Below are 22,949 nucleotides of genomic sequence, written 5' to 3' on the forward strand. Positions count from 1 at the left end.
CCGTCCTCACACCGGCAACGGGTCGGCGCCCGCCAGCGAGCGCTGCACCTCAACCGCCAGCGCCCCGGCACGGGTCTCCGCCTCGGCGGCCGGGAGCGTCCAGGTCGACAGGCGCACTCGAGTCATCGCCTCATCACCCAGCATGACCCGCAGCGTCACCGTGTCGCCGCTGACCGTGGCGTGGGCGCCAATCGGGGAACGGCAGCCTCCGCCGAGCGCGCGCAGGAACGACCGCTCGGTCCGCGCCGCGAGTGCCGCGGCGGGGTCGTTGAGTGCGGCCAGCATCTCGTTCACCGCCGGATCGTCCGCGCGGCACTCGATCGCCAGCGCTCCCTGGCCCGGCGCCGGGACGAAGTCGTCCAGTGACAGGAACTCGGTGATGTGCTCCTGCCAGCCCATGCGCAGCAGCCCGGCTGCTGCCAGGATCGCCGCGTCAACCTCGCCCTCGCGCACCTTGCGCAGGCGGGTATCGAGGTTCCCTCTAAGGTCGACCGCCTCAAGATCTGGCCGCAGGCGCCGTAAGGCGACCAGCCGCCGGCGGGAACTGGTCCCGACGCGCGCGCCCGGAGGCAGGTCGGCCAGCGAGCGGCCGTCACGCGAGACCAACACATCCCGCGCATCCTCACGGCTGAAGAAGGCGCCGATGACGAGGCCTGGCACCGGCTCGGTGGGAAGATCCTTGGCGCTGTGCACGGCAACATCGACCGTGCCGGCCAGGAGTGCGGTTTGCAGCTCGCGGGCGAAGACCCCCTGTCCCCCGATGACGGTCAATGGGGTACGCTTATCGCGGTCGCCCGCGGTGCTGACGATCGTCTCGATCAGTTCGAGATCGGGGCGCAGGGCAGCGAGGGCGGCCATCACGCGGCGGGTCTGCTCCCGCGCCAGTGCGCTCCCGCGCGTTCCCAGGCGCACCTGGAGTTGAGGCGACGGGACGATGGTCACGGCCGCACCTCCGCTCCGGGGTGGCTGGCTGGCTCGACGGGGCGCTTCGAGCCGGGGTGGATCATGAGGACGGCTCCGATCCCTTCGCGGTGAGCGCACCCGCACCGGGTGCGGGCGAGACGGACCGGCGCACAGATTCTCGGCAAAGTTGCCTAAATCTGTGCAAACCTTCACATCGTTTTCATTCTACGTGCCGCTGTCACGGGGTGTCAAGGCGCATCGCGCATACGCACGTGGTATGATTAAGCGTGCTGCGGCGGCCCGAGGGGACGCCGTTTCGCGGTGCCGGCCTGTTTGACACGCTGGCAGGCATTTGCTAGGATTACGGGTCGTGGGTTCGGCGTCCACGGCTTTTGTTTTGCCGGGATCACGCGGGGGGACGCTCAGTGTACGCGGTAGTTGAGACTGGCGGTAAGCAATACCGGGTAGCGGTCGGCGATCGTATTGAGGTCGAGCGCCTCGACGCCGAGCCAGGAACTGACGTGACCCTGGACCGGGTGCTCCTGGTCGCCGACGGCGAGGACGTGCGTGTGGGCACGCCGGTCGTCGAAGGCGCCCGGGTCGTCGCCAGCGTCGAAGACCAGATCAAGGGCAAGAAGGTCATCGTCTTCAAGTTCAAGCCCAAGAAGCGCTACCGGCGCAAGCAGGGGCACCGCCAGCAATTGACCCGCTTGACCATTAAGGAGATCGTCGCCTGACGCGACGCCGCACCTGCGGGAGCCGAGGCACGGAGGAGAGACATGGCGCACAAAAAGGGTATGGGCAGCTCCCGAAACGGGCGCGACAGCAAGTCCAAGCGGCTGGGTGTCAAGCGCTACGACGGTAACGTCGTCCGCGCCGGCTCCATCCTCGTCCGCCAGCGCGGGACGAAGTACTTCCCGGGCAACAACGTCGGCATGGGTCGCGACTTCACCCTCTTCGCCCTCATCGACGGCACGGTGAAGTGGGAGCGAATCCGCCGCGACCGGCGCCGCGTCAGCGTCTACCCGCTGTCCGAGACGGTCGCGTCTGCCGAGGCGGCCGCCGGGGACTAAGCACCGATCAATCGGCGCAACGCACGAGGAACAAACACTGATGAAGCCGGGAATTCACCCCACCTACCAGGACGCGACAGTTATCTGCTCCTGTGGGAATACCTGGAACACGAGGTCGACCAAGCCGCTCCTGCGCATCGACCTCTGTCCGAACTGCCATCCGTTCTATACCGGTGAGCAGCGGATCGTGGACACCGCCGGCCAGGTGGAGCGCTTCATGAAGCGCCTGGAGGCGGCCTCCGAGACGCCCCGCAAGAAGAAGGCGGAGCGTCGGCAGAGGAAGCTGGAGCAGCGGGCGAGGAACCAGCGGCAGGAGCAGCAGCTCCTGGTCACGCCCGAGGAGGAATCCCCCGAGGGGGAGCCAGAGAGCTAACACGGGTATCCGTCGCGTGCGACGGGCCAACGAGCCGAGACAAAGATCGGCGCGTGCGGGTATCCGCCGCGCCGATTGTTTTTCGGGACTATTGTCACGGTTGCGTAACGGCGCAACGGATCCATTTCCCGCCGCCATGCGTTATACTCAGTGAGAGGGGTCGAAGCACACCGCGGCGCCCCTCGCAACCGGGCCAGCGCCGCACCCCTCAACACCACACGCAAGGAGTGAAGAGACGATGCCCGGACCTCTGTCTGTCTCACCACGACCGAATGAGATGAGCGAACTGCAGCTCCAGCGTGAGGGCTTCTCGGCTGAAGAGATCGCCCGCCTGCGCGAGCTGCGTGATGCGTATCCCTATATCGAGTACGTGGATACCCGCCGTGAGTGGCACCACCTGCGCTTTGTGAAGTGGCTCTACGCACGTGGCCAGTTCAAGTCCTGATGCGTGATCCGCTGCTCACCCAACGGGCGCGCCAGGGCTTACCCCGGCGCGCCCGTTTCCGTGTACCGCACCGGGATCCCCGCCCGCTCCAGATGGCCCAACCACTTGCCTGCTTGGCCGCGCCCACTATACTTGAACCCCCGGAGCGGCCAGGTGCACGGAGCGCTGGCTCGCGGTCCCATGCGGTCCTCGGGCATCGGTCGCCCGCGACAGAAAGGACAACTCACGAATGACCTATGTCATTGCGCAGCCCTGCATCGGGCTCAAGGATGCCTCCTGCGTTGAGGTCTGCCCGGTGGACTGCATCCACTCCGACGACGAGGCTGAGCAGTACTTCATCAATCCCGACGAGTGCATCGACTGCGGCGTGTGCGCCGAGGTCTGCCCGGTGGAGGCCATCTTCTTCGAGGACGACCTCCCCGAGCAGTGGGCCGACTTCCTGCGCATCAACCGCGAGTACTTCCAGAAGTAGCCGCCACGCGTCACACGCGTCATACGTCATGCGTCACGCGTGCGGCGTGCCGTATGTCCCGTCCGGCGTAGACCCAGCCGCCAACGGATGACGCGCCCCTCCCGGATTGCGAGAGGGGCGCGGTTAGGCTTTCCTCGGAGCACACGTGCAGACAGCGCGGAGCACGCGTCACGCGTCTTGCACGGCGGGTGACGCATGACGCATGACGCTATAGCTTCCCCTCCGCGCGCAGCTCGGCCGCCACGGCCTCGGCCGCCTCGGCCGCCGCCTCCAGCGTCTCCTGCACGTCCCGTTCGTCGTGCGCCGTCGACAGGAACCAGCGCTCCAGGTGATAGGGGTGGAAGTAAACACCCCGGCGGAGCATCTGGTCGTGAAAGCGGTCGAAGATCTCGACGCTCGAGTAGGCCAGCGCGTCGCGGTAGTTGCGGATGCGGTCGAGGTCTGGCGCGCCGGGCTTGGCGAAAAAGATGTGCCAGATCGGTCCGACGCCCTGCACGATATTCCGCAGGCCGGCCTCACGGCAGGCGTCCCCGATGCCCTGGCAGAGCCGCGCGCCGTAGGTGTTCAGCCGGTCCCAGAGTTCCTCTCTCCGCTCGCGCATAATGCGCAGCACGACGTTCGCCGCGGCCAACGCCACCAGGTTGGCGGTATAGGTGCCGCCGTGCATCACCTCGTTGCGCGCCTCCAGGCCCATGACCTCCTCGGAGCCGCCGAACGCGGCGATCGGGAAGCCACCGCCGAGCGCCTTCGCCATGGTCGTGATGTCCGGTATCACCCCATAGAGCTCCTGGGCACCGCCGGGAGCGACCCGGAAGCCGGTGATCACCTCGTCGAAGATGAGCAGGGCTCCGTGCTGCCGCGTGATGTCACGCAGGAACTCCAGGTAGCCCGGCTCGGGCGGGATCAGGCCGCTGTTCGCCTGGATCGGCTCGACCAGCACTGCGGCAATGTCGTCGCCATACCGGTCGAACAGCATCTCCATGTTCTCGCGGTCGTTGTACTGGGCGATCAGCAGCGCCTCCCCATAGGACGGCGGGATGCCGCGCGAGCTCGGTCGCGGCTCCGGGCTGTAGGGGGCCGGGTTGTCGGAGTAGACGTCAGGGTGGATGCTCCAGTAGTGCGTGTCGGAGAACCCGTGGTAGCCACCCTCCATCTGCACGATCTTGGTGCGGCCGGTATAGGCGCGTGCCAGCCGCGCCGCGGCCATGGTCGCCTCCGTGCCGGAGTTGGCGAAGCGCACCTGATCGACCCCCGGCACCATCTGCACCAGTTGCTCCCCGACCTCATAGTCGAGGTCGTAGGGGAAGGTCGCCACGCTGCCCCGCGTGGTGATGGCCTCGACGACCGCCGCCGTCACCTCCGGCGGATTGTGTCCGAAGATGAGCGGGCCGTAGCCCAGGCTGTAGTCGATGTACTCGTGGCCGTCGACGTCCCAGAAGCGCGAACCTTGGCCCCGATCGAAGCAGAGCTCCAGGCCCTTCTTCAGCCGCGCGTAGGAACTCTCACCACCAGCAATCGATTTCGCGATGCGCTCGAACATCGCGCGGCTCTTGTCGAGTGTAAACCGCCCCTCTGCCTGCACCCCAAACTCCTCTCTGACAGTCGCCTTATTGGTGGGCACGCCATCCCATACCGAGGACGAGGCGACCCAAAATACTCGCTCTCCGCGCCCCACCCCCGGTGGGGCTATACGACAGGCTGGCTCAGCATGACCGACGCAGCGAGTTGCGTCAAGAGGGTACACCGTCCCCACGAAAACGCGGGCGTCTCGCCCGGTCCATGCCGACGTTTCCACGCGCATGGGGTTCGGCGAGACACCCGCGCTCCCAGCTACAGGACAGGGCACGGTCGTCCGCAGGGGCTAACCCTTGACCGCGCCGGCAGTGAGGCCCTGGATGATCCGACGCTGGAAGATCAGGGTCAGGACGATCAGCGGGATCGTCACCACGACCGTCGCCGCCATCATCGGCCCCCAGGGGATCTCGAATCCACCGCCGGTCTGCGGCGAGAAGTTGAAGATCGCCAGGGTGATCGTGTAGTGCTCCGGCGTCTGCAGGAACGAGAGGGCGTACAGGAACTCATTCCAGGCGGCGATGAATGCGAGCAGGCCAGTCGTCACCAATCCCGGCGCCGAGAGGGGCAGCAGCACCTTCCAGAAGGTCTGGAACGGCGTCGCCCCATCCACGTAGGCCGCTTCCTCCAGATCTTTCGGCATCTGCCGGAAGAAACTCGTCAGCACCCAGACGGTGAAGGGCAAAGTGAAGATCAGGTAGCTGTAGATCAGCGCCCGGAGCGAGTTGTACATCTTGAACTCGTTGACCAGCGTGAACAGCCCGCCGAGCACCGACACCGCCGGGAACATCGTCATCGCCAGCACGATGTACAGCACAGGGGTGCGCCCCCGGAACTGGAACCGCCCCAGCGCGTAGGCCGACGAGGCACCGATCGCGAGCGAGAGCAGCGTCACCGTGCCGGCCACGATCGCCGAGTTCAGCAGCGAGCGAAGGAAGCGCCGGTCGGTCAGGACCGTGCGGAAGTTGTCCCAGGTCGGATCCTCCGGCCAGTAGACGACCGGCGTGGTGAACTGCACGGAGTTGGGCACGATTGCCGACCGGATCACCCAGTAGAACGGAAAGATGAGGTAGACAACGATGATCGCCAGCAGGATGTAGAAGCCGATGCGTGAGAGCACGCGCGATCTTGACCCACTCATGCCTGCTCCACCTTCAGCGTGGTCACATAGGCCACCACGAAGATCCCAATGATCAGGAAGATCCCGAGGCTGATGGCCGACCCATAACCGACATCGGCGAACGCCACGATGTTCTGCTGCGCGTAGATCGCCATGGTCTGGGTATCCAGGCGGTTGCCGAAGACGACGTAGAACACGTCGAAGACGCGCAGCGCATCCAGCGTGCGGAAGATCAACGTCACCACGATCGCCGGCCGCAGCAGCGGCAAGGTGATCCGGAAGAACTGCTGGATCTTGCTCGCCCCGTCCACCGTCGCCGCTTCGTAGACATCGGTCGGGATGACCTGTAGCCCGGCCAGGAGGAGCAGGGCGACGAAGGGGGTTGTCTTCCAGATGTCAACTGAGGCGATCGCGAACAGTGAGGTACTCGGTTGCGAGAACCAGGCCACGTTGCGGTCGATGATGTGGAGGCGCACGAGGAGGTCGTTGATGACGCCGTAAACGTCGTGGTACATCCACTTCCACATCTGGGCCGAGATCACGGTCGGGATGGCCCAGGGGACCAGCATGGCTGCCCGCATCGGCCCTCGACCGGGGAAGTTCGAGTTCACCACCAGGGCGATCAGCAGCCCCAGGATGAACTCAACGACCACGGTGATGACGGTGAACTTCACCGTCACCCAGATCGCACTGCGGAAGGTCGTATCCTGTACCAGGAAGCGGTAGTTCTCCAGGCCGATCCACTCGCCCGGCGTCAAGCTCCCCAGACGCTCATTGGTGAAGCTGTAGTAGATCGTCTGTCCGAGGGGCACCAACGCGACTGCCGCGACGACCGCGACGGTGGGGAGCAGCAGGATCCAGGCGAGCCGCCGTTGCCGCTCGGCGAGGTCCAGCACCCGGCGCGGGCGTTTCGGAACGGCGAGCTCCTTGTCCTCGACCGCGGTGCCGCTCATTCCGGCCTCCGTTCGATCCTAAGGGGCGGGCAGGTGCCCGCCCCTTCCTCATCCGCGCACGCCGCGCGGCACGGTAGCGAGCCGTGGGCACAGCGGCTAGCCCGCAGCGCGCTGCATCTGCTGTGCCGTCTGCGGCACGACCTGCTCGGCGTCCTGGCCGTTCAGGATCGCATTGACGCCCTGGAAGAAGGCCGTCGAAACCTGATTGTAGCGCTCGCCGGTCTGGGTGGACGGCCGGGTGACACGCACCACGTCCTGCATCGGCTCCAGGAACGGCATCTTCTCCAGCACCGCCGCCTCTTCCGCCACCGACGGGATGGTCGGAACGAACGAACCCACCTGCGCCCGGTAAGACTGCACCTGCGGGCTCGTCATGTAGCGCACGAACTCGATCGCTGCCTCCGGCACCTGTGAGTACCGCGACACGGCCAGTTGCCAGCCACCAACGGTCCCGACGTGATCGAATCCCTCGGCCGCCGGCAGCGGCGCGACCCCGACGTTCCCCGCGATCGGGGAGTCCTCACCCGTGGCCAGCGCGTACACGTAGGGCCAGTTGCGCAGGAAGGCGGCGTTACCGCCCTGGAAGACGTTCCGCGAGTCCTCTTCCTGGTAGGACGTCACGCCCCGCGGGCAGATCGTGCCGATCCAACCGCGCACCCGGTTAAGCATCGCTATCGCCTCGGGGTTGTCAATCGTCACGTTCCCCTCTTCGTCCATGAGGGTGCCGCCGCCGGTCGAGGCGAGCCACTCCAGGGCATTACAGGTCAGCCCCTCGTAGGCGTTGCCCTGGAACACGAAGCCGCCGAAGTTGGGGTTGGAAGCCTGCTCCCCTTCGACGATCGCCCGTGCCATCTCCTCCAACTCATCCCACGTCTCTGGTGGGTTGCTGAAGCCGTACTTCTCGAGCAGATCGGTGCGGTAGTAGAGCATGCCGAAGTCGGCAAACCACGGCATGGCAACGAGCACACCATCGACGGTGTTGTTCTGGATGATCGTCTCGTAGTGCAGCGCCGCTTCCTCACGGAAGGCGTCGGTCAGATCCAGCAGGTGCTGGGCAAAGGCGCCCGGCCAGATGACGTCGATCATCATGACGTCCATGTCGGGCGACTGGGCCTGGAACAGGCGGAGGTAGGTCGCGTAGTTCTCGGTGGAGCTCTGCGGCTTCGGCACGATGTTGATGTTGATGCCCGTCGCCTCAGTGAAAGCCCGCGCGAGCTGCTGATCCAGCTCACCGCCGATGCCGACGGTGTCGCCGTAGTAGGTGATCGTCTGGCCGCTGTACTGGCTCGCGGCATCGGCATTGAAGACCTCGGGCGGCGTCTCGAGGGTGTAGGTCGCCCCACCCGTGGGCGAGCCGGACGGCGATGCCGAGGGCGCGGTCGTCGGGGAAGCAGCCGGGGACTCAGCGGGCGTTGCGGCCGTGGTCGGGGTAGTCCCCGTCCCGCCGGACATCGTGGCAGTCGCCTCGTCGCCACCGCCGCCACCACAGGCGGCCAGGAGCGCCGCGACTGCCGGCATCGACAATCCGAGAGCCGTTGCCCGGCGCAGCACATCCCGCCGGCTGAGACGTCCCGAAAGGGCCGCGCGATACAGGTCCAGATACCTGCGATCGTGAATCGTCACGAGCGTCTCCTCCTGCATGTCCCGGCTCGAAATGAGCCCTCCGATCCGATCGGGTTGTGGAGTGGGGGTGGACCGCGCGTGGTGGCGTCCGGATCCAGCGGCGCCGTGCCGCGGCATCGTTCCGACCGCGCCGATACGCGCCTCGGATCAGCGCCGGAGCGGTCACGCCTCCTGGCGGTAGACTCCATCAGCCCTCGTCTCCTCCGCTGACCGACCCGCTGCGTCGCCGGAGCGGGGATCAGGGAACACCCATACGACGTCGGAGCGGGAATGGCGCGCAGGGCAGATCGGCAAGCGTCCAAGGTCGATTCGCAGATTTTGTGCCGTGAACTGTCGTACAATCGCGGATGCTGCACTGCGGCATGGCGATGGCGAGAAGAGGGAAACAGCGGCATTGTCCCAGTGGCCGAGGAACGGAGCGACCCATGGCTGACTACAGCGCCTTCCGTGGCACTGTACGCGCGCCCGAATTCCCGCCCGGTGAGTGGTTCAACACCACCCGCCCGCTGGAGATTAGTGACCTACGCGGCAAGATCGTCATCCTCGACTTCTGGACCTACTGCTGAATCAACTGCTTGCACATGCTTCCGCAGTTGCGGGAGCTCGAGCGCCGATTCCCCGATGAGCTGGTCGTGATCGGGGTCCACTCCCCCAAGTTCCCGGCCGAGCGCCGCAGTGAGAGCCTGCGCGCGGCAATCCAGCGCTACCACGTCCACCACCCGGTTGTCAACGACGCGAACCTCGAGGTCTGGACGCGCTACGCCGTACGCGCCTGGCCGACGCTGATGTTTGTCGACCCCGAGGGGCGCGTCATCGGGCGGCACGAAGGAGAAGCGTCCGCCGAGGACTTGGCGCGCGTCGTGCGCGAACTCGTCGATCAGTACGACGCCCAGGGGCTGATCGACCGCAGCCCGATCCCTGGCCTGCAGCCGATGGCACCGCCAGAAGGCACGCTCGCCTTCCCGGGCAAGGTGCTCGCCGACGCCGCCACCGACCGCCTCATCGTCGCCGACTCCGGTCACCATCGGCTGATCGTCGCGCGGCTCGACGGTAGCGACGCCTGGGTGATCGGCTCCGGTGAGGCGGGGCTGCGCGACGGCCCGGGAGCGATCGCGGCCTTCCACGATCCGCAGGGCCTCGCCCTCTATGGCGATACCCTGTACGTCGCCGACACGCGCAATCACGTCGTGCGCCGGGTCGACCTCGCTGCCCGCACAGTCGAGACGATCGCCGGGACAGGCCACATCGGGTGGAGCTACGCCCGCGCCGGCGCGGCCCGCGCCATCGACCTCCGCTCGCCGTGGGACCTCGTGCTCCACGACGGCGTCCTCTACATCGCCATGGCGGGGATGCACCAGATCTGGGCGCTCGACCTCGACGAGGCCGAGCTGCGCCCCTACGCCGGCAGCGGCCGTGAGTCGATCCGCGACCACACACTCCAGCGGGCCTGGCTGGCGCAGCCGAGCGGGCTGGCTACCGACGGCCGTCTGCTCTACGTCGCCGACAGCGAGACGAGCGCCGTGCGCACGGTCACCTTCCCGCCCGGGGACGAGGTGCGGACCCTGGTCGGGACCGGGCTGTTCGACTTCGGCGACGTGGACGGCATCGGCGATGAGGTGCGCCTGCAGCACCCGCTGGCCGTCGCATGCGGGGACGGCGTGCTGTACGTTGCCGACAGCTACAACCACAAGATCAAGCGGCTCGACCCGGCCACCCGGCGCTGCGAGACATGGCTGGGCAGCGGCGAGCCCGGCGACGCCGACGGGACCGGCACGGCAGCACGCTTCCACGAGCCGGGCGGACTCTCCCTGGCCGGCTCCCGGCTCTACATCGCCGACACCAACAACCACGCCATCCGCGTGGCCGATACCACCACCGGCGCCGTCACCACTCTCCCGCTGACGGTGTGACCCGCGGCGGCTCCGCTGCCGATAGACGACGCCGGCCCATCCCCCGGCGCACCGGCGTGTGCCGCGTGACATAGATACCCCCAGGGGGTATAATTGGGTGTGAGGAGCGTACACCGCGCAGGAGGGGGAGTACGTGAACGAGAAACCGGTCGTCGAAAAGCCGAAGCAGGTTGACTCGTATCAGCATGACAAGCAGCGCATCCTGACCCGGCTGCGGCGCATGGAGGGGCAGGTCCGCGGCGTCCAGCGCATGGTGGAGGAGGACCAGTACTGCGTCGACATCCTCACCCAGTTGTCCTCGATCATGGCCGCCGCCCGCAGCATCGGCCTCCTGCTCCTGGAGGATCACATCCGCGGCTGCGTCATCAATGCCGATGACGAGGAGAAGGAAGCCAGAATCCAGGAGCTGACCGAGGCGATCGACCGCTTCACCAAGAGCGTCGGGTAGGGACGGGATGTCATGCGTCATGCGTCATGCGTCATGCGTGATGCGTCCCCCTCACCCCCGGCCCCTCTCCCCTGGTGGGAGAGGGGAGCACCACGGGTGACGTATGACGTATGACGCATGACGTGTGACGCATCACGCATGACGCCGAAGGAATCGAGCCAATGACCACAACCACCACACCACGACGCGCCGCGCAGGCGCGCGCAACGCTGCTTGTCAGCGGCATGACCTGCGCCTCGTGCGTCCGGCGCGTGGAGCGCGCGCTGGAGCGCCTGCCCGGCGTCACCGACGCGCAGGTGAATCTCGCGACCGAGCGCGCGACCGTAACCTACGACCCGGCGACCGTGTCGGTGGCCGACCTGGTGCAGCGCGTCGAGCAAGCTGGCTATACAGCCACTGTCGAAGCAACGGATGACGAGACAGCGGCACACGACACGGCCGCCGTGGATCTCGCCATCACCGGCATGACCTGCGCCTCCTGCGTGCGCCGGGTGGAGCGCGCCCTGACGCGACTCGACGGGGTCGAGGCAGCCACTGTCAACCTGGCGACCGAGCGAGCCAGCGTCACCTACGACCCAGAGCGGGTGAGCCTGGACCAGATCCTCCGCGCGGTGCAGGCCGCCGGTTACGGCGCAGATGTCGTCGCCGAGCCGGAGGAGATCAGCGACGCGGCCGATGAGGACGCCGCCCGACGCCGGCGCGAGATCGCCCGGCTGCGCCGGGACGTGATCGGCGCCGCCATCCTCACCGTGCCGACCGTCATCCTGAACATGTTCTTCATGTCGCTCATGAACGTGGAGTACGTGCTCCTGGCACTGACGCTCCCGGTCTGGGCCTACTTCGGCTGGCGCTTCCACCGGGCGGCGCTCAAGAACCTGCGGCACGGCCAGTTCACCATGGACACGCTGGTCAGCCTCGGCACGACCGCAGCGTTCGGTTACTCCCTGGTGGGCACGCTCGTTCTTGGCCGAATGGATCAGATCTACTACGACACCGCGGCCGTGATCATCACCCTGATCCTGCTGGGGCGGTACTTCGAGGCGCGGGCCAAGGGGCAGACCTCCTCGGCCATCAAGAAGCTGCTCGGCCTGCAGCCCCGCACGGCGCGGGTAATCCGCGGCGGCGAAGCGATCGACATTCCCATCAGCCAGGTGCGAGCCGGGGACCTCGTCGTCGTGCGCCCCGGTGAGAAGATCCCGGTCGACGGCCGGATCATCGAGGGCCGCTCCGCGGTTGACGAGAGCATGCTGACCGGCGAGAGCCTGCCGGTCGAGAAGGGTCCCGGCGACGAGGTGATCGGCGCGACCCTCAACACGAGCGGGAGCTTCACGTTCCGCGCGACCAAGGTCGGGCGCGACACGGCCCTGGCCCAGATCATTCGGCTGGTCCAACAGGCGCAGGGCTCGAAGGCACCGATCCAGGGGCTGGCCGACCGCGTGGCGAGCGTCTTCGTCCAGGCCGTGCTGGTCGTCGCCGCCGTCACCTTCGCCGCCTGGATGCTCCTGGGCGGAGACCTGACCCACGCCCTGCTGGCGACCGTCGCCGTGCTGGTCATCGCCTGCCCCTGCGCTATGGGGCTGGCCACGCCGACCGCGATCATGGTTGGCACTGGCCGGGGGGCTGAGCACGGTGTCCTGATCAAGGGCGGCGACGTGCTCGAGCGCGCCCGGGAGTTGACCACCGTGGTGCTCGACAAGACCGGGACAATCACCCGCGGCAAGCCCGCAGTCACTGACGTCGTTCCGGCGCCCGGCTTCAACAGCGTAGCCGACCCGGCCGCGGAGCTGGTCCGCCTCGCCGCCGCCGTCGAGCAGCGCAGCGAGCACCCACTGGGCGCGGCCATCGTCCAACACGCGCGCGAGGCCGGGATCGACCTCGGCGCTCCGGTGGCCGACATCACCGCCGTCCCCGGGCACGGTATCACCGGCACCGTCGAGGGGCGTCCGATCCTGGTCGGCACCCGCAAGCTGCTGCGCGACCATGGGATCGCCCCCGACAGCCTGGAGGCAGACGCGGCGCGGCTGGAAGCCGATGGCAAGACCTCCATGCTCGTCGCGGTCGACGGCCGGCCCGCCGGCGTGATCGCCGTGGCCGACACCGTCAAGCCGGGGAGTGCCGAGGCCATCGCCGCTCTGAAGCGAATGGGGCTCGACGTCGCCATGATCACCGGCGACAACCGACGCACCGCCGAGGCGATCGCCCGGCAGGTAGGCATCGACCGCGTGTTGGCCGAGGTTCTGCCGGGCCATAAGGCCGACGAGGTGCGCCGGCTGCAGGAGCAAGGCCACCGCGTGGCGATGGTCGGGGACGGCATCAACGACGCCCCCGCACTCGCCCAGGCCGACGTCGGCATCGCCATCGGCTCGGGCACCGATGTCGCCATCGAGGCCAGCGACGTGACGCTGGTCGGCAGCGATCTCCGGGGCGTCGTGACGGCCATCGCCCTCTCGCGCCGGACGGTCCGCACGATCAAGTGGAACCTGTTCTGGGCGTTCATCTACAACACGATCGGCATCCCGATCGCGGCTCTGGGCCTGCTGAACCCGATGTTCGCCGCCGCCGCCATGGCCTTCAGCTCCGTCTTCGTCGTGACCAACTCCCTGCGCCTGCGCCGGTTCACACCCCCCACGGCGACAGGGTAACCAACGCAAAGAGGCCGGGCGCAGCGCCCGGCCTCGTCTTTCTCTCGATCGCACCCGCCAGGCCGGCACAACCGGCACGGCCCTCAGGCACCATCCCCCGCGCCCGCGGACGTTCCGGCCACGTCCTCGCGCAGCACCGGCTCGCCGGTGACGGCGACGCGCTCGATCAGGTCGGCAGCCTTCACCGTCCCCGGATTGGCTTGCAGCCGCGCCGCGATCCGCTGCATGCGCGCCCGGCGCGCGTCGTCCCGGAGCAGATCGGTTAGCGCCTCGTGGAACTCGGCGTCAGTGAAGCCGTAGGACGTGAGGCGCCAGCCGAACCCGACTTCCTGCACCCGCTGCGCATTGTCGTGCTGGTCCCAGAAGAGCGGCAGCACGAGCATCGGCTTACCGAAGTGCACGCTCTCGGTGACCGTGTTGTTGCCGCCGTGGGTGACCACTGCGTCCACCAGCGGCAGGATCGACGGCTGCGGCAAGAACTCCTCGCCCCAGATGTTCGGCGGCAGCTCGATCTGGCCCGCCTGCGGCCCGAGGCTCATGATGACCCGGTAGTTCGTCCCGGCGAACAAGTCCACCAGCCGGTTCATCAACTCCGGCTCAGCAGACCCCAGACTCCCGAGGCTGACGTAGATCAGTGGCCCTTCACCACGCAGCGACTCCGGCACCGAGAAGGGCGGCTCGGTGTCGCGGACCGACGAGTCGAGCCGGTGGTACGTCGCGGGGAGCGGCCGCGAGCGTGGGTAGTCGGCCTCCTCTGGGTAGAGGTAAAGGTTGAGCCAGGGCGACTCGTACATGAACTGGCCGGGCGGCAGCGGCGGGCAGCCGTTCTCCTGGACGAAGGCATTGAAGCGGGCGTACAGGTCGGCGTGACAGCGGTCGTACTCGGCGCGCCAGCGCTCCCACTCGGACCGATCGTCGGTCGGCAGGCCGGAAAGCGCCGGCGGCAGGTCCGGTTCGGCGATCTCCAACGGGTTGCAGGAGATGATCCGCACCCAGGGGACGCCCGCCGTCAGCATCGCCGGGAAGGCGACGACGTTGTCCTCCACGATGACGTCCGGCTGCACCTCGGCGAAGATCTCGCGCAGACGCGGCTCCACGTAGATCGCCCCGTCGACCAACGACTCCCAGATCGGCTGCGTGAGCGACGCGATCTGGTCAAACGTGTTCTTACGGAAGTGCGGCGCCGTGTCGCGAATGAAGTCCTTCCAGAATTGTCCCGGCTCCTCCGGGACCTCGGGCGGTGGCGAGAGGCGCATCAGTCGCTCTTCGAAGCCGCGCGCTGCCAGCGTCCCGGCAAAGGACTCCTCGACGACGAAGACCACCCGGTGACCGCGCTCCAGCAAGATCTTGCCGATGCCGATACAGTTGTTCGTCGGCCCGAAAGCCCCTTCTGGAAAGAAGATGATCGTGCGCCTGTTCGACGAACCCGTCATCCCTGCATCCTCCTTCCGTCCGGCGTCCACCCGACGGCCGCAGACGGCAGCGCACACCACGGTCGGGACCGCACGCCGAACCGCACTCTCGCTGTCTCTCGTGCTTGCGACGGCGCCACGATAGCGGCTCGGAGGGGGATCGTCAAGCGAGTGCCAACGGGGGATGGCACGGGAGCGCTGTTCCTGCCCAGGGTGAGCACCGCAGGGCACGCCCCACCCTGGTGCCGACGCTGGCACCAGGGGATCCGCCCCCAGACGGTGCACGGAACAGAAACGGCCAGGCACAAGGCCCGGCCGCTAGATGACGCGGTCGATCAGCTCTTGGAGGTCGGGAAGCTCGACCCCGATGCCCGTGGTGAACAAGAAGCCCAGGAAGAGGCTGAAGACGCCCGCAATCAGCCCGATCACCACGAAGACGGTGCGCCGCGTGCTGGACGAGACGAAGCCGAAGGTGGTCAGGGCAGCGATGATCGAGTTCGAGATGACCAGGCCGACCACGAAGGCCACCAGCAGCACGGACCCCGCCACCTTGGTGGTCGCTCCAGCCGTGGCGGCCAGAAGCAGCGCCTGGGAGCCGGTCTCGGCGCCGATGCCGTGGATCATGCCGATGCCGAGTGCCGTCTTCCAGCCGTAGCTGCTGACCCAGTGGTCGTGGCGGACGTAGCGCTCACCGCGCAGCCGGCTGCGGAGCCACGCCCAGGCGTTACCGACGGCGGCGAACACCAGCATCCAGCGGCTGCGCAGTTGAAAATCTCGCCCGTGACGCCACAGCGAGTACAGGATCCAGCCCCCGAGAACCAGCAGCGTCACACCGACGACGCGCTCCATGATGGGATCGATCCAGTCGGGCAGGATCGTGCTCGTCCAGAGGGCGATCAACCCCAGCACGACAACCACCAGGGCATGCCCTACCGCATAGAGCGTGGCGAGGAAGAAGCGATGCCGCGACTCGGCCGTGAGGTAGCGGCGGCTCGGCGCCAGCGTCGCTGCACCAACCCCGTCGGCACCGCCTTGCACCGGCTTCACCAGCTCTTCGTCATCCATCGTCCCGGTGATGTCGGTGATGGCCGCAATGTGGTCCCAGTCGATACCGTGCCGGAGCCCGAGGCCCAACCCGGTCGCGATCAGTGCCAGCGCACCAAGGTCCGCCATCGTCGCCTGCCCTCCGTTCGGCGCTGTGGGAAATGTCCGAGGACGTTGTCGCGGGCCGAGTCGCTGCGCGCCCGAACCGCACGGATCTGGCAACTCGTTGCAGATGCAACTGGTAGCATGTTAGTGCCCGTGGCCCCGGTGGTCAACCCGGAGTAAGCTAGTGCATCAACGGGCCGCGATCTGGGGAGCAGATGACGATGTCGGGTGACGTGCAGGAGGACAACGCGCTACAGGACGCACTGCGTCGCGCCGGCCTGCGGGTAACTCCGCAGCGCATGATGGTGCTGGCGGCGCTCGCAGCGGGCGAGGGGCACATGACGGCGGATGAGATCTTCGACCTCGTCCGCCGGGAATACCCCTTCCTCAACCGCTCGACGGTCTATCGCACGCTCGACCGGCTGGTAGAGCTGGGGCTGGTGGCCGTCACCGACCTGGGCGAGGGCGTGCGCCAGTACGAACTGATAGGGACACAGCCCCACCACCACCTCATCTGCCAGCGCTGCGGCGTGACGATCGACCTGGCCGACGAGGTCCTCCAGCCGCTCCGTGCCCGGCTCCAGGAGGAGTACGGCTTCGCCGCCCGAATGGATCACTTCGCCATCTTCGGCCTCTGCCGCGTCTGCCAGCCTGACGGCTCCTCCGACGACTGATCCTCGGCACTGTGGAGGATACGGCGATCCCAGCGCAGTGGTCGGTGCCCGGGGTAAACCCCCGGGCACAATCCACCCAACGAGGATCTGGGCGAGCTCCGCGCTCGTACCGATCACCTACACACGACTAGAATGAACGGCACGGCAGCGGGGTCCCCGCCGCGCACTTCACACTAGAACCCGGTGACGCCCTCGCGGATCTTGGCGGCCTGCTCCTCACGGTACGCGCGGTAGGCGTCGGCGAACTGCGGCTCGGACAGCCCGATGATCTGCGCCGCGAGGAACGCCGCGTTGCGCGCCCCAGCCTTCCCGACGGCCACCGTCGCCACCGGCACCCCGGCCGGCATCTGCACGATGGCGAGCAGCGCGTCGAACCCCTTGAGATCGGTCGTCGGGAGCGGCACACCGATCACCGGCAGCGTGGTCCAGGAGGCGATCACCCCCGGCAGGTGCGCTGCACCACCTGCAGCTGCGATGACGACTTTCACCCCGCGCTCCGCCGCACCCGTCGCGAACCGCTGCACCAGGTCCGGCGTGCGGTGCGCCGACATGACGTGCACTTCGTGGTCAAGGCCCAGCCCGTCCAGCGCCTTGATCGTCTCCTCCATGTACGGCATGTCGGACTGGCTGCCCATCACGATCGCGACCCGTGCCATGACCCCTCCGATTCCATTCGTTAGCCCATCCAGGCCCCAACACGCCCCGCTGCTACGCCCGACGCGGCGCGGACCGGCCCCCACGACCGCCGAGGCGCCGGGCACGAAACGCCGGGGCGCGCCGAGGATCATATCGCTCATGACGCCGGAGATAAAAGGAGCCGATGCGCGGACCGGGTGCGGACCCCACGGCCAGCGACGGGCTCACGCGCCCGCCACCGCTTCGTACTCGGCCCGTAGCTGCCCACAGGCAGCAGAAATGTCGACGCCTCGCGAGTAGCGCACCGTGGCCGGGATGCCCCGGGCACGCAGGATCTGCTCGAAGCGGTTGATGCGCTCGACGCTGGGCCGGCCGAACGGCGCGGCCGGCGTCGGGTTCAGGGGGATCAGGTTGACGTGGCAGAGGAGGCCACGCAGGAGCCGGGCGAGCTCCTCGGCGTTGGCATCGCTGTCGTTCACGCCGTCGATGAGGACATACTCGAAGGTCACCCGCCGCCCGGTCTCCCCTACGTAGCGGCGGCAGGCGGCGATCAACTCCCCGATCGGGTACCGCCGGTTGAGCGGGACGAGCGACGAGCGCAGGTCGTCGTTCGGCGCGTGGAGCGACACCGCGAGCTTCACCTGGAACGGCTCCCGCGCCAGGCGGTCGATGAAGGGGACGAGGCCCGAGGTGGAGACCGTGATGCGCCGGGCGCCGAAGTTCATCCCCTCCTCCTCGTGGAGGATGCGCACCATGCGCATGGTCGCCTCGTAGTTCTGGAACGGCTCGCCCATCCCCATCATCACGATGTTAGTCAGCGTCCGGCCAGCCTCCCGCGCCCGGCGCGCGGCCGCGACCACCTGCGCGACCATCTCCCCGGCCGTCAGGTTCCGCGTCAGGCCCATCATGCCGGTCGCGCAGAAGCTGCAGCCGACCGCGCAGCCGACCTGGCAGGAGACACAGACGGTGGTGCGGTCGGGGTAGAACATCAGCACCGTCTCGATGTGCTGCCCGTCGACCGTCCGGAAGAGGGTCTTGATCGTCTCGCCGTCGTCGGTCTGAACCTCGCGCACGGGAGTCAGCGGCGTCAAGGGCAGCCGCGTGGCAAGATCGGCCCGCAGTGTCTTGGGGAGCACCGTCATAGCGTCGTAATCGACGGCGAGCTGGCGATAGGCCCAGTGGAAGATCTGGCGCGCCCGGTAGCGCGGGACGCCGTCCGCAGCCAGCCGCTCCTCCAACTCCGCGAGGGTCAGATCGTAGAGCGCCACCGGCCGGTTCCGCCGCGCCAAGCGCACTGGCCGAGTCACCGGTGTCGAAGAAGAAGTTTGCGTCGTTGTCATCTCGGCTGCCTGCCCGCTCCCATCACGCGCCATGTTCGAACTCGAAGTGTAGCACGGTGATTACGGCACGATCGGCGCGCCACGCTCATCGTCGTCCCGTGGAAATCGCTGCGCAGGGCGCGTCAAGGCGCAGACCCGGATGATGGGATGTTCACCGGTCGGCGCGTGCCCGGGTGTAAACCCCCGGGCTCACAAGAGAAGCCCGCTTCAGCGGGCTAGGAATCCTGGATCCCGTGGGCGGCCGGATCGGTTACGCCTGTATGTTGCCATCACAGCCCCTTCAGTGGGCTTACCCGAGGATTCAGCCCGGGGGTGGGTACGTGCCACCGCACGGGGATCCCTACACCACCAACCCCGGGCCCCCAACCTCGCCGCGAGGCTCCTCCCCCCACCCCCTTCGAACACCCACCGCCGCTGTGCCATCCCGCTTGCGCGCACCCCCACCGCACCCCGGTTGCCCGAAACGGGGTCAGGTGCTACAAGGGGAGCCCAGCGGGTGACGACGAACCGCGCCCCGCCCGGTTGGTGGGCAGGGGACGGCGACGCTGTGGCCGGGAGGGTGCCGATGAGTGCGGGGCAGGATGAACAGGTTCTCGAGAAGATTGTCGAACGCGTCCGCACGAACGTGCGGGCCGCAGGGATCCCTATTACCGACGATGACATCCAGGGGATGATCGATAAGGGCTTCCTGGCCAACGTGGTGGCCTTCGAGGCCATCGCAGCCCAGACGCCCACGGATTTGATCCCCGACTACCTCAAGGGTTGGGGAGAGGACGGCGCGCCGCCAGCTCCCACCGCGGCCGCTCCGGCCGGGTCCGCTGAGCGCGCACCGGCGACCGAGCGCGAGCCGGGGTACGAGACGCTCGCCGAGGTCGCGGCGCGCCTGCGTACAGGCGAGGTCTCCCCGGTCGAGCTGACGCAGCAGGCGCTTGACCGCATCGCCGAGCGCGATGGGGAGTTGAACAGCTTCCAGCTCGTGCTTGCGGACGAAGCCCTTGCCGCCGCGCGCGAGGCCGAGCGGGAGATCGCCGCGGATAATTGGCGCGGCCCGCTGCACGGAGTTCCGGTGGCGGTGAAGGATCTACTCGCGATGAAGGGCACGGTCACCACCGCCGGCTCGAAGATCCTCGCTGATTGGGTCACGGACTTCGATGCGGCGGCCGTCGAGCGCCTGCGGGAAGCCGGGGCCGTGATCGTCGGCAAGACCCGCATGTCGGAGTTCGCCTACTCGCCAGGGTCGAACAACGCGCACTATGGACCAACGCCGAACCCGTGGAACCGGGAACACGACTCGGCCGGGTCCAGCAGCGGTTCCGGCGCGGCGGTCGCCGACGGGATGGTCTACGGCGCGCTGGGCTCCGACACCGGAGGTTCGATCCGCATGCCGGCCGGGGTCTGTGGCATCGTCGGGCTGAAGCCCACCTTCGGCCGGGTCAGCCTCCACGGCGCCGTCACGCTCTCCTGGTCGCTCGACCACCTCGGGCCGATGACACGCAGCGTCCGCGACGCCGCGGCCATGCTCCAGATCCTCGCCGGGCACGACCCGCGCGACCTCCGGGCCCGAGCCGTCCCGGTGCCGGACTACAGCGCGCAGCTCGACGCGGGCGTCGCCGGGCTGCGGATCGGTGTGCTGCGGGAAGACGGATCCGGGATGCCCCTCGGCACGGACGAGGCCCTGGCTGCCTGGCGGGCCGGGCTGGCTGCGCTGGAACGCAACGGTGCCGAACTGGTGGAGATCGACATCCCTGAGATGCAGGCCCTGCGCGTGCTGAACAGCGCGATCATCGCCATGGAGGCGGCGACCTATCACGAGCCCAATCTGCGCGAGCGGCTGGACGACTTCGGCGACTTCATGCGCCACCGCGTCCTCTCGGCGTACGGGTACGGCCCGCTCGCGCTGGTGAAGGCGCAGCAGGCGCGTGCGGCGCTCCGGCGCCGCCTCGACGCGATCTTCGAGCGCGTGGATCTGCTGAGCACCCCGACGTTGCCGTACGGCGCCCCGCGGCTCGGTGACCCCAGCCGAAACACCGTCTTCACCTCGCCCTTCAACGCGCTCGGCTGGCCCGCGATCACCGTCCCGGTAGGCCGCACGGCCGAGCGGCTGCCGCTCGGCCTGCAACTGGCCGGCCGGCCGTGGGACGAGGTCACCGTACTCCGCGCCGCGGCGGTCGTCGAGGCCGACGGCCCCTGGCCCGGCGGTAAGCCGTAAGGACCGAACGCTCACCCCCGATCCCCTTCTCCAAACGCAGGGAAGGGGATCGGGGGATCTCCGTCATGCGTCATGCGTCATGCGTCATACGTCACTCGTACTGCGTATTTCGTATGGCGTATCTCTCCCCTGCGGGGAGAGGGGCCGGGGGTGAGGGGAACGGTTGACGCATGACGTATGACGTATGACGCATCACGCATCACGTATCGCGAAACCGCTTCCCGTGCACCCGATCTTGATCGACGAGCGCCTGGTCGGCAGCTCGCTGCTCGATGACCTCCTCGGGTGGGAGATCGCGGCGACGCGCGACGTCCTCGCGTGGATCCGACTCGCCCCAGTGATCGATGTCCACCAGGTAGGAGAAGCGGTCGAGGAGCGGTCCGCGGAAGGGGACCTCGGGGCGCGCGGGCGTGCGCAGGTCGTCCTGCAGCCGCGCGATCAGATACTCGACCACCCAGGTCGGGACCAGCGAGCGGGCCTCGGGGTAGACAAAGCGGTAGTAGTGGATGTAGACGCTCAGCAGCTCCCAGTGGTCGGCGTAGCGGTCGAGGAGGTGCTGCCAGTTGATCCGGTCGTGGGCGCGGCGGATCAGGTGGGCGATGTCGGCGCCGTCGAATCGCTCCCGCCCGGCCACGTATGACTTGGCCCAGATCAGATCGGTGATCGCCAGGACCGACGTGTCGAGGCCGAAGATCCGCAGCGGCTCGCTGGCCTCGAACCAGCTATCGTCCACCGGCTGGAGCCAGTTCCCAAACCCTGAGATCAGGTCGACGACAACATCGTCGTCAACGGCCTTCGCCAGCCAGTGCGATGCGAGGATCTCCACCCGGAACCCGGCATTGGCGAGGGCCACCAGCGCCGGGTCGCGATCCTCGGGTCGCAGGAAGAGATCGAGATCTTTGGTGTTCCGCCAGAGTCCAGTGTAGTGATAGACCGCGAGCGCCCCGGCCACCAGGTAGGGCACGCCCGCGTCCTGCAGCGTCTGCATGGCGCGCGTGTAGATAGCCTGGACCTCGGCGGGCAGGTCGTGTTGCATGCTCATCTGCATGCCTATTCCTCCGTCCTCCCCGGCCACGTTGCCGGGTTGCGCGTGCAAATGCAAATCACGTACCGCCGTCGTGGTCCGATTCCTGCAGCATGCGGGCGGGCGGGTCACGAACGCCGTGCCCGGGACACGTAGGCGGAGAGCGCTGTGATTCGACTGGCGGCGATTGGCGACATTCACACCCGGAAGGGCACGGAAGCAGAGCTGCGGAAGTTGTTCGACCTTGTCCGGGAGGAAGCCGACCTGCTCCTCCTCGCGGGCGATCTGACCGACAGCGGCGTGGCTGACGAGGCCCGGGTGCTCGCCTCGCTGCTCGACTGCGAACAGCTCCCCGTCGTCGCGGTCCTGGGCAACCACGACTGCCACCACAACCAGCAGGAGGCCATCCAGGAGATCCTCGAGGCGTGTGGGGTCGTCGTACTCGACGGCGACGGCTGGGTGTTCGAACGCGCCGGGGTGCGCCTCGGCCTGGCAGGTTGCATCGGCTTCGGCGGAGGTTTCCGGCCTTTTAACCTCGAGCCCTTCGGCGAGACGGCCTGGAAGATCCTCTACGACAAGGTCATCGAGGAGAGCCGCAAACTCGACCGCGGGCTGACCGCGGTCGCGGACTGCGACTACCGCGTCGCGCTCACACACTACAGCCCCACCGTCGACACCATGGGCGATGAACCGCCGGCACTGCACCCTTACCTGGGGTCGAGCGAACTGGGTCAGGCGCTGGAACGCCACCAGGTGCTCTTCGCCGTCCACGGCCACGCCCATCGCGGTCGGCCGGAGGGATGCACCGACCAGGGCATCCCGGTCTACAACGTCGCGCTGCCGGTCGTCCGGCGTCCGGTGATCTGGCGCTTCGACCCGAGGCGCGAGGACACGGTCGTGGAGCCGATCCTGGTCGGCTCGGACGGCCCGACGAGCGATGGTTAGACGCACAGGAGCGCGTACGGTCTGGT

21 protein-coding genes are annotated in these 22,949 nt (G+C 67.8%); 11 read left to right on the forward strand and 10 right to left on the reverse strand.

The window, feature by feature from the left end; translation table 11 throughout:
* Positions 1–6: 6 nt before the first annotated feature.
* Positions 7–942, reverse strand: a complete 936-nt coding sequence (gene hemC / locus STHE_RS09120) for a hydroxymethylbilane synthase (RefSeq protein ID WP_012872283.1) — start codon at positions 940–942, stop codon at positions 7–9.
* Between the two features lie 386 nt (positions 943–1,328).
* Here hemC and rplU point away from each other — a divergent pair, with 386 nt between their 5' ends.
* The 5 genes from rplU to STHE_RS09145 all read left to right on the forward strand — a co-directional run bounded on the left by rplU (position 1,329) and on the right by STHE_RS09145 (position 3,266).
* A complete protein-coding gene (gene rplU / locus STHE_RS09125) occupies positions 1,329–1,640 on the forward strand; it encodes a 50S ribosomal protein L21 (protein ID WP_012872284.1) in 312 nt (103 codons plus the stop codon).
* Between the two features lie 42 nt (positions 1,641–1,682).
* Positions 1,683–1,976, forward strand: a complete 294-nt coding sequence (gene rpmA / locus STHE_RS09130) for a 50S ribosomal protein L27 (RefSeq protein ID WP_012872285.1) — start codon at positions 1,683–1,685, stop codon at positions 1,974–1,976.
* Between the two features lie 40 nt (positions 1,977–2,016).
* A complete protein-coding gene (rpmE, locus tag STHE_RS19560) occupies positions 2,017–2,349 on the forward strand; it encodes a 50S ribosomal protein L31 (protein ID WP_012872286.1) in 333 nt (110 codons plus the stop codon).
* A gap of 277 nt (positions 2,350–2,626) precedes the next feature.
* Positions 2,627–2,794, forward strand: coding sequence for a hypothetical protein (locus STHE_RS09140; RefSeq protein WP_245534855.1), 168 nt, complete (start codon positions 2,627–2,629; stop codon positions 2,792–2,794).
* Between the two features lie 229 nt (positions 2,795–3,023).
* Complete coding sequence (locus STHE_RS09145; protein ID WP_012872288.1) at positions 3,024–3,266, forward strand: 4Fe-4S dicluster domain-containing protein; 243 nt, start codon at positions 3,024–3,026, stop codon at positions 3,264–3,266.
* A gap of 208 nt (positions 3,267–3,474) precedes the next feature.
* On the opposite strand, the gene STHE_RS09150 is transcribed toward STHE_RS09145, so the two are convergent.
* From STHE_RS09150 to STHE_RS09165, 4 genes are all read right to left on the reverse strand, one after another.
* A complete protein-coding gene (locus STHE_RS09150) occupies positions 3,475–4,848 on the reverse strand; it encodes an aspartate aminotransferase family protein (RefSeq protein WP_012872289.1) in 1,374 nt (457 codons plus the stop codon).
* Between the two features lie 279 nt (positions 4,849–5,127).
* A complete protein-coding gene (locus STHE_RS09155; RefSeq protein WP_012872290.1) occupies positions 5,128–5,979 on the reverse strand; it encodes a carbohydrate ABC transporter permease in 852 nt (283 codons plus the stop codon).
* Entirely contained in the window at positions 5,976–6,911 is a 936-nt protein-coding gene (locus STHE_RS09160) for a carbohydrate ABC transporter permease (RefSeq protein WP_012872291.1), read from the reverse strand. Before STHE_RS09160 ends, STHE_RS09155 begins: the two co-directional genes overlap by 4 nt.
* Before the next feature lie 96 nt (positions 6,912–7,007).
* Positions 7,008–8,534 carry an ABC transporter substrate-binding protein gene (locus STHE_RS09165; protein ID WP_217155806.1) on the reverse strand — a complete coding sequence of 509 codons (1,527 nt, stop codon included), beginning with the start codon at positions 8,532–8,534 and terminating at the stop codon, positions 7,008–7,010.
* A gap of 425 nt (positions 8,535–8,959) precedes the next feature.
* On the opposite strand from STHE_RS09165, the gene STHE_RS09170 reads away from it, so the two are divergent.
* The 3 genes from STHE_RS09170 (at position 8,960) to STHE_RS09180 (ending at position 13,534) form a co-directional block, all read left to right on the forward strand.
* The gene (locus STHE_RS09170; protein WP_012872293.1) at positions 8,960–10,444 is read left to right on the forward strand and encodes a thioredoxin-like domain-containing protein; all 1,485 of its coding nucleotides are present in this window, start codon (positions 8,960–8,962) and stop codon (positions 10,442–10,444) included.
* Between the two features lie 133 nt (positions 10,445–10,577).
* Complete coding sequence (locus STHE_RS09175; protein WP_012872294.1) at positions 10,578–10,892, forward strand: metal-sensitive transcriptional regulator; 315 nt, start codon at positions 10,578–10,580, stop codon at positions 10,890–10,892.
* Positions 10,893–11,053: 161 nt separating this feature from the next.
* Positions 11,054–13,534, forward strand: coding sequence for a heavy metal translocating P-type ATPase (locus STHE_RS09180; protein WP_012872295.1), 2,481 nt, complete (start codon positions 11,054–11,056; stop codon positions 13,532–13,534).
* An 83-nt stretch (positions 13,535–13,617) separates the two neighbouring features.
* Here the strand turns inward: STHE_RS09180 and STHE_RS09185 are convergent, their stop codons facing one another.
* Positions 13,618–14,967: a glycosyltransferase gene (locus STHE_RS09185; protein ID WP_012872296.1), complete on the reverse strand. Its 1,350-nt coding sequence runs from the start codon at positions 14,965–14,967 to the stop codon at positions 13,618–13,620.
* Between the two features lie 297 nt (positions 14,968–15,264).
* Positions 15,265–16,119, reverse strand: coding sequence for a hypothetical protein (locus STHE_RS09190; RefSeq protein ID WP_012872297.1), 855 nt, complete (start codon positions 16,117–16,119; stop codon positions 15,265–15,267).
* Between the two features lie 197 nt (positions 16,120–16,316).
* Here STHE_RS09190 and STHE_RS09195 point away from each other — a divergent pair, with 197 nt between their 5' ends.
* Positions 16,317–16,769 carry a Fur family transcriptional regulator gene (locus tag STHE_RS09195; protein WP_012872298.1) on the forward strand — a complete coding sequence of 151 codons (453 nt, stop codon included), beginning with the start codon at positions 16,317–16,319 and terminating at the stop codon, positions 16,767–16,769.
* Between the two features lie 173 nt (positions 16,770–16,942).
* Here the strand turns inward: STHE_RS09195 and purE are convergent, their stop codons facing one another.
* Both purE and rlmN read right to left on the reverse strand, forming a co-directional pair.
* Positions 16,943–17,425, reverse strand: coding sequence for a 5-(carboxyamino)imidazole ribonucleotide mutase (gene purE / locus STHE_RS09200; protein ID WP_012872299.1), 483 nt, complete (start codon positions 17,423–17,425; stop codon positions 16,943–16,945).
* A 204-nt stretch (positions 17,426–17,629) separates the two neighbouring features.
* Positions 17,630–18,673 carry a dual-specificity RNA methyltransferase RlmN gene (gene rlmN, locus STHE_RS09205; protein ID WP_012872300.1) on the reverse strand — a complete coding sequence of 348 codons (1,044 nt, stop codon included), beginning with the start codon at positions 18,671–18,673 and terminating at the stop codon, positions 17,630–17,632.
* Positions 18,674–19,310: 637 nt separating this feature from the next.
* Between rlmN and STHE_RS09210 the strand changes: the two genes are divergently transcribed.
* Positions 19,311–20,954, forward strand: coding sequence for an amidase (locus STHE_RS09210; RefSeq protein ID WP_012872301.1), 1,644 nt, complete (start codon positions 19,311–19,313; stop codon positions 20,952–20,954).
* Between the two features lie 199 nt (positions 20,955–21,153).
* Here the strand turns inward: STHE_RS09210 and STHE_RS09215 are convergent, their stop codons facing one another.
* The gene (locus STHE_RS09215; protein WP_012872302.1) at positions 21,154–22,002 is read right to left on the reverse strand and encodes a nucleotidyltransferase family protein; all 849 of its coding nucleotides are present in this window, start codon (positions 22,000–22,002) and stop codon (positions 21,154–21,156) included.
* A gap of 144 nt (positions 22,003–22,146) precedes the next feature.
* Between STHE_RS09215 and STHE_RS09220 the strand changes: the two genes are divergently transcribed.
* Entirely contained in the window at positions 22,147–22,923 is a 777-nt protein-coding gene (locus STHE_RS09220) for a metallophosphoesterase family protein (protein ID WP_012872303.1), read from the forward strand.
* Positions 22,924–22,949 lie beyond the last annotated feature (26 nt).

It is taken from the genome of Sphaerobacter thermophilus DSM 20745 (assembly GCF_000024985.1).
Taxonomy (GTDB): Bacteria; Chloroflexota; Chloroflexia; order Thermomicrobiales; family Thermomicrobiaceae; genus Sphaerobacter; species Sphaerobacter thermophilus.

Bases quoted from the DNA above. Each gene is read 5' to 3' on its own strand.
- rpmA (WP_012872285.1), top strand. From the start codon at position 1,683: ATGGCGCACAAAAAGGGTATGGGCAGCTCCCGAAACGGGCGCGACAGC.
- rpmE (WP_012872286.1), top strand. From the start codon at position 2,017: ATGAAGCCGGGAATTCACCCCACCTACCAGGACGCGACAGTTATCTGC.
- STHE_RS09140 (WP_245534855.1), top strand. From the start codon at position 2,627: ATGAGCGAACTGCAGCTCCAGCGTGAGGGCTTCTCGGCTGAAGAGATC.
- STHE_RS09145 (WP_012872288.1), top strand. From the start codon at position 3,024: ATGACCTATGTCATTGCGCAGCCCTGCATCGGGCTCAAGGATGCCTCC.
- STHE_RS09155 (WP_012872290.1), bottom strand. From the start codon at position 5,979: ATGAGTGGGTCAAGATCGCGCGTGCTCTCACGCATCGGCTTCTACATC.
- STHE_RS09160 (WP_012872291.1), bottom strand. From the start codon at position 6,911: ATGAGCGGCACCGCGGTCGAGGACAAGGAGCTCGCCGTTCCGAAACGC.
- STHE_RS09180 (WP_012872295.1), top strand. From the start codon at position 11,054: ATGACCACAACCACCACACCACGACGCGCCGCGCAGGCGCGCGCAACG.
- STHE_RS09185 (WP_012872296.1), bottom strand. From the start codon at position 14,967: ATGACGGGTTCGTCGAACAGGCGCACGATCATCTTCTTTCCAGAAGGG.
- STHE_RS09190 (WP_012872297.1), bottom strand. From the start codon at position 16,119: ATGGCGGACCTTGGTGCGCTGGCACTGATCGCGACCGGGTTGGGCCTC.
- STHE_RS09195 (WP_012872298.1), top strand. From the start codon at position 16,317: ATGTCGGGTGACGTGCAGGAGGACAACGCGCTACAGGACGCACTGCGT.
- purE (WP_012872299.1), bottom strand. From the start codon at position 17,425: ATGGCACGGGTCGCGATCGTGATGGGCAGCCAGTCCGACATGCCGTAC.
- STHE_RS09210 (WP_012872301.1), top strand. From the start codon at position 19,311: ATGAGTGCGGGGCAGGATGAACAGGTTCTCGAGAAGATTGTCGAACGC.
- STHE_RS09215 (WP_012872302.1), bottom strand. From the start codon at position 22,002: ATGCAGATGAGCATGCAACACGACCTGCCCGCCGAGGTCCAGGCTATC.